At 71.5% G+C, this 5,567-nt stretch carries 5 protein-coding genes; all 5 read right to left on the bottom strand.

Features of this window, described 5'->3' with window-relative positions; translation table 11 throughout:
- A partial coding sequence (locus R6V09_RS44620; RefSeq protein WP_317887202.1) for a CHAD domain-containing protein occupies positions 1-393 on the bottom strand: 393 nt, incomplete at its 3' end.
- Positions 374-2,734, bottom strand: a complete 2,361-nt coding sequence (locus R6V09_RS44615; RefSeq protein ID WP_317887201.1) for an RNA degradosome polyphosphate kinase — start codon at positions 2,732-2,734, stop codon at positions 374-376. The genes R6V09_RS44620 and R6V09_RS44615, both read right to left, overlap by 20 nt.
- A 139-nt stretch (positions 2,735-2,873) precedes the next feature.
- The gene (locus tag R6V09_RS44610) at positions 2,874-3,827 is read right to left on the bottom strand and encodes a hypothetical protein (protein ID WP_317887200.1); all 954 of its coding nucleotides are present in this window, start codon (positions 3,825-3,827) and stop codon (positions 2,874-2,876) included.
- Positions 3,824-4,573, bottom strand: coding sequence for a hypothetical protein (locus R6V09_RS44605; RefSeq protein ID WP_317887199.1), 750 nt, complete (start codon positions 4,571-4,573; stop codon positions 3,824-3,826). The genes R6V09_RS44610 and R6V09_RS44605 overlap by 4 nt, the downstream gene beginning before the upstream one ends.
- Positions 4,570-5,567 (bottom strand): ABC transporter permease (locus R6V09_RS44600; RefSeq protein ID WP_317887198.1); only part of this gene is annotated, 998 nt, incomplete at its 5' end. The genes R6V09_RS44600 and R6V09_RS44605, both read right to left, overlap by 4 nt.

Here is a 5,567-nt window from a genome sequence, read left to right as displayed (position 1 = left end):
CACGGCCGAGGCCGCCGACTGTGCGGGGAACGCCGTCGAGCCCGACAGCCGGTGCAGGGCCAGGAGCAGCCGCTCAAGGCGGGCCGCGCAGGCGTGCTCCAGGGCCAACGTGCCCGACAGCCACGCCAGTTCGGGGCGCATCGCCTCGGACCAGTCGGCGTCGAGGAGCGGCCGGAAGGTGTGCAGGCTGCCGCTGATGCGGCGGGCCGAGTGGCGCAGGGCGCGCGCCGCGTCGACGGACTCCTCCATGCCGTTCTGGCCGCCGCCGGTCTCCCGGTGCAGCCGTAGGGCGCGGAGGAACTCCGTGGCCTGGCCGCGCAGGTAGCCCGCGAGGGCGTCACCTGTCACGGCCCTGGCCGTGGGATCCGTCGGGTCAAGGTGTTGCTGTGCCACGCCGGCGCCTCCGGGCGTCTATGAGCATCTCCTGGACGTTGCGCAGGGGTTGGCCTTCCGCGTCGGTCGCGTGCCGGGTCCACTCGCCGTCCGGGCCCAGGTGCCAGGAGGAGGTGGTGTCCGACATGCCGGTCTCCAGGAGCCGGCTGATCGTGGCGCGGTGGGCCGGGTCGGTGACCCTGACGAGGGCCTCGATACGGCGGTCGAGGTTGCGGTGCATCATGTCGGCGCTGCCGATCCACACCTCGGGTTCGCCTCCGTTGCCGAAGCCGAAGACGCGGGAGTGTTCGAGGAAGCGGCCGAGGATGGACCGTACGCGGATGTTCTCGGACAGGCCGGGGACGCCGGGCCGCACCGCGCAGATGCCGCGCACCCACACGTCGACCGTGACGCCCGCCTGGGACGCACGGTAGAGCGCGTCGATGATCGCCTCGTCCACCATCGAGTTGACCTTGATGCGGATGAACGCGGGGCGCCCGGCACGGTGGTGCTGGACCTCCTTGTTGATCCGGGCGATCAGGCCGTCGCGCAGCGACTTGGGGGCGACCAGCAGGCGGCGGTAGGTCTCGCGGCGCGAGTATCCCGACAGCCGGTTGAAGAGGTCCGAGAGGTCGGCGCCGACCTGGGGGTCCGCGGTCAGCAGACCGAGGTCCTCGTACAGGCGGGCCGTCTTCGGGTGGTAGTTGCCGGTGCCGACGTGGCTGTAGCGGCGCAGCGTGTCGCCCTCCTGGCGGACCACGAGCGACAGCTTGCAGTGGGTCTTGAGTCCGACCAGGCCATAGACGACATGGCAGCCCGCCTCCTCCAGCTTGCGCGCCCACTTGATGTTGGCGTGCTCGTCGAAGCGGGCCTTGATCTCGACCAGGACGAGGACCTGCTTGCCGGCCTCGGCGGCCTCTATCAGCGCGTCCACGATCGGGGAGTCGCCCGAAGTGCGGTACAGGGTCTGCTTGATGGCGAGGACGTCGTCGTCGCCGGCCGCCTGCTCCAGGAAGCGCTGCACGGACGTGGAGAACGAGTCGTACGGGTGGTGCAGCAGCACGTCCCGGTTGCGCAGGGCGGCGAAGATGTCGGGCGCGGAGGCGGACTCGACCTCGGCGAGGTCGCGGTGGGTGCCCGCGATGAACTTGGCGTACTTCAGCTCGGGCCGGTCCAGGCCGCCGATCCGGAACAGCCCGGTCAGGTCCAGCGGGCCCGGCAGCGGGTACACCTCGGCCTCGCTGATCTTCAGCTCGCGCACCAGCAGGTCGAGCACCTCGCGGTCGATGGACTCCTCGACCTCCAGGCGCACCGGCGGCCCGAAGCGGCGCCGCATGAGTTCCTTCTCCAGGGCCTGGAGCAGGTTCTCGGCGTCGTCCTCCTCGACTTCGAGGTCCTCGTTGCGGGTCAGCCGGAACGCGTGGTGCTCCAGGATCTCCATGCCCGGGAAGAGTTCCTCCAGATGGGCGGCGATCACGTCCTCCAGGGGGACGTACCGGCCCGGCGAGGACTCCAGGAAGCGGGACAGCAGCGGCGGCACCTTGACGCGCGCGAAGTGGCGGTGCCCGGTGACGGGGTTGCGTACGACGACCGCGAGGTTCAGCGAGAGACCCGAGATGTACGGGAAGGGGTGCGCGGGGTCGACGGCCAGCGGGGTCAGCACGGGGAAGATCTGGTGCCGGAACAGGGTGAAGAGGCGCGCCTGCTCCTTCTCGGTCAGCTCGTTCCAGCGGACCAGGTGGATGCCCTCCTCCGCGAGCGCGGGGGCGACGTCCTCGTGGTAGCAGGCGGCGTGCCGGGCCATCAGCTCGCGCGAGCGGGCCCAGATCATCTCCAGCACCTCGCGCGGCTGCAGGCCGGACGCGGAGCGGGTGGCGACACCGGTGGCGATACGGCGCTTGAGGCCGGCCACCCGGACCATGAAGAACTCGTCCAGGTTGCTGGCGAAGATCGCGAGGAAGTTCGCCCGCTCCAGGAGTGGGGTGTTCGGGTCCTCGGCGAGCTCCAGGACTCTCTCGTTGAACGCGAGCCAGCTGCGCTCCCGGTCCAGGAAACGGCCCTGCGGAAGCTGGGGGCCGTCGTACGGCGACTCCTCGTACTCGTCGAGGTCGGCGTCGATGTCGGGTTCCAGATCGGAGACCGCCGCCGACACGGTGTGCGGGCGGTGGGCGGCTATGGAGCCCACGGAGGGCTGCGCGTGCTGGACCTGTGCCTGGGCGTTGGGCTGGCTGCTCATGTGCCCATTGTTCCGCGCCACCGGCGATACGGGCGCGTCGGACAGCGCCGGAAGGAGCGGGACGACGGCCCCGTTGCTCCCGTTCACCTCGGGAGGCGGCGAAGGCTCTGGCACGACGGGCTTCATTCGCCGAGCGTCGCAAGCCCGTCTGAACCAATGGTTACGGCGACATGGCGTGCGGGATATCGGGGGGCGGCTCCCGGACGTCTACGGCACGGAAACGAACGTAACGGATGCCAGGGAGCCGCCGGGAGGGGGGATCCGGTCAGGCGGTGCGGCGGCGCAGCAGGGTGAAGGCGGCGGCGAGCACGAGGGCGGTGACGGCGAGGACGATGCCGGTCTCCACGAGCTGGAGGGGCCAGAAGTGGGAGGCGGGGTGGTACTGGACGTAGTAGCCGGTGACGTCGACCGACTTGAGGCACTTGGCCTGCTCGAAGCACGTGTCGGGGACGTGGCCGCCGCTGGAGGTGACGGCGCCCTGGTCGCCGACGAGGACGTTGAGCGGGGCGTCGTAGCCGGTGTTCCGGGGGCTGACGCGGGTCACCCAGGGCCACAGGCTCGGGCGGGTGAAGTTGAGGACGGTGTGGACCAGGCCCGTGGCGGCGATGGCGAGACCGATCGAGGACAGGAGGCGGCGCTGGAGCAGACCCGCGAGGGCGCCGACGGCGAGGCCCAGCAGGGGTTGGACGATGGCGATGGTGCCGTTGGGGATGAAGGTCTCCTCGTTCCACCAGTTCCAGGTGACGGGCACCTTGTGGGCGTCGTACAGCAGCCGGTGCAGCAGGACGAGGACGGTGGAGCCGGCGGTGATCAGCGCGGCGGGCACGGCCAGGGTGGTGGCGAGCCAGCGGGTCGGGGAGAGGGACTGGGTCCAGGCGAGGCGCGCGGTGCCGTTCTCCAGCTCGCGGCCGACGACCGCGCCCGCCAGGGCGGCGGCGAAGTAGGGGATGACGCCGATCAGGAACTCGGCGACCGCGTAGGCGAGGTGGTAGGCGCTGATGGCGGCGCTCCAGTCGCACCCGTGGACGGTGCACTTGCGCTGCCAGTCGGCCGCGGCGCCGTTCCCGCCGGGGCCGTAGGCCCACAGCAGGATGCCGGCGGTGACGGTGAAGATCACCGCCCAGGCGATCAGGACACCGCGCTGCAACCGCAGGACCGCGCGGACGGGGCCGGGCAGGCGGGTGCGGGTCACTGGGGCGTCGGTGGTGAGGGCGCTCATGAAAGGGACTCCGTACGGCGGGCCAGCAGGCGGAAGGTGACGGCGACGGCGAGGGCCGCGACGAGGAGCAGCAGGACGGTGGCGCTGAGCTGGACCGGCCAGTAGCGGCGGACCGGCCAGATGTCGTCCCATGTGCGGCCGAAGAAGTAGCGCGTGGTGTACGTGGTGAGAGCGGCTGCCGCCAGGGCGGGCAGCGCGCGGCCCAGGGCGACTCCGGCGAGGGTGCCGACGGCCAGGGCGAAGAGGACCAGGGCCACGGACATCGGGCCGGTCGGGACGAGGACGCGGTCCCAGGACCAGTTGGTGACCAGCACGTCCTGGTCGGTGGTCCGGACCCAGGCGAAGACCAGGCCCAGCAGCGTGCTTCCGGCGGCCAGCGGCAGGGCCGCCGCGGTGAGCTTGGCGGTCAGCCAGCGGGCGGGGGTGATGGACTGGGTCCAGGCCAACCGGGCGGTGCCGTCCTCCAGTTCGCGGCCGATCAGGGCGGCGCCCGCCCAGACGGCGACGGGTATGGAGACGTAACTGAGCACCTCACCAAGGAAGTTCATGACGTTGTTGACGTCGGTGAGGACGAAGTACGAGGCGGAGTGGTCCTCGCGCGCGGCGGGCGCGCGGAACAGGTGCACCCACAACAGCGCGCTCACGGCGAGCAGTTGGAACCCGCTCCAGACGATCAGCGCCGGGCGGTGCAGCCGCCGGACGGCGCGCTGCGGTCGGGCGGTGGGGCTCAGGGCCAGGGCGGTCATACGGCGGCTGCCTTACGGACGGGCGCCGGACCGGTCTGGCGCCTGAGGACTCGGAACGTGGCCACGGTCAGGGCGGCGGTGGCGGCGAGGACGATGGCGGTCGCCGTCAACTGGAGCGGCCAGTAGTGGGATTGGGGGTGGTAGTCATTGAAGTAGCTGACGGCGTCGAGCTTTTCGTAGACGGCCCGGCATGTCTGGTCGGTGGCGGGGCCGCACTGCGGGTCGGCGATGCGGGCGCCGGTGGAGGTGAGGAGGCCCTGGTTGACGACGATGCCGGAGCCGGCCGGACGGCTGTGACTGAGGCTGCTGATCCTGGTGACCGTGGGCCAGAGGTGGGGTGTCGCGATGCCGAGGGTGCTCCACACGAACCCCGTGGCGCACAGCGCGACGATGAGCGAGACGAGGGACTCGCGCTTGCGCAGGCCGTAGAAGGCGCCACTGACCAGGCCCGCCAGGGCGATGGCGACGGTGGCCGGGCCGCCCGCGGCGTAGGTCCCCAGGTCGTACCAGTTCTTGGCCGTGTCGATACGGCCCTGGCCCGTCGACCAGGCCCAATGGTGCAGGCCGACCAGGAGGCCGGTGCCGACGGTGACCAGGACGGCCGGGACGGCGAGCTTGAAGGCGAGCCAGCGGGCCGGGGAGATCGACTGGCTCCAGGCCAACTGCGCGGTGCCCTGCTCCAGTTCGCGGCTGATCAGCGCGGCGCCCGACCACGCGGCGACCAGGAACGGGACGGCGACGACGGCGATCGTCGTGTAGTTGTACCAGTCCTTGTAGCGGCCGATCGCGCCCGCGTCGTACGCGCAGGGCTCCGCCTTGCAGACGTTGTACCGCCGCCAGGCCTCGGCCGCCGCGTCGGTGAGCGGACCGCCCACCCACAGCAGGAGGGCGGCGAGGACGATCACGAGCCCGATCCAGACCAGCAGGGCCGGCCGGTGCAGGCGGAGCAGCCAGCGGACCAGGTTCGGCCGCGCGGAGCGGCCGGCCGCGGTCG

Source organism: Streptomyces sp. W16 (assembly GCF_033194735.1).
Taxonomy (GTDB): Bacteria; Actinomycetota; Actinomycetes; order Streptomycetales; family Streptomycetaceae; genus Streptomyces.
The sequence above is the reverse complement of the archived record's forward strand: the minus strand, read 5'-3'. Positions and strand labels throughout refer to the sequence as shown.

Coding starts and splice junctions, on each gene's coding strand:
- R6V09_RS44615 (WP_317887201.1), bottom strand. CDS start 2,734: ATGAAGCCCGTCGTGCCAGAGCCTTCGCCGCCTCCCGAGGTGAACGGG.
- R6V09_RS44610 (WP_317887200.1), bottom strand. CDS start 3,827: ATGAGCGCCCTCACCACCGACGCCCCAGTGACCCGCACCCGCCTGCCC.
- R6V09_RS44605 (WP_317887199.1), bottom strand. CDS start 4,573: ATGACCGCCCTGGCCCTGAGCCCCACCGCCCGACCGCAGCGCGCCGTC.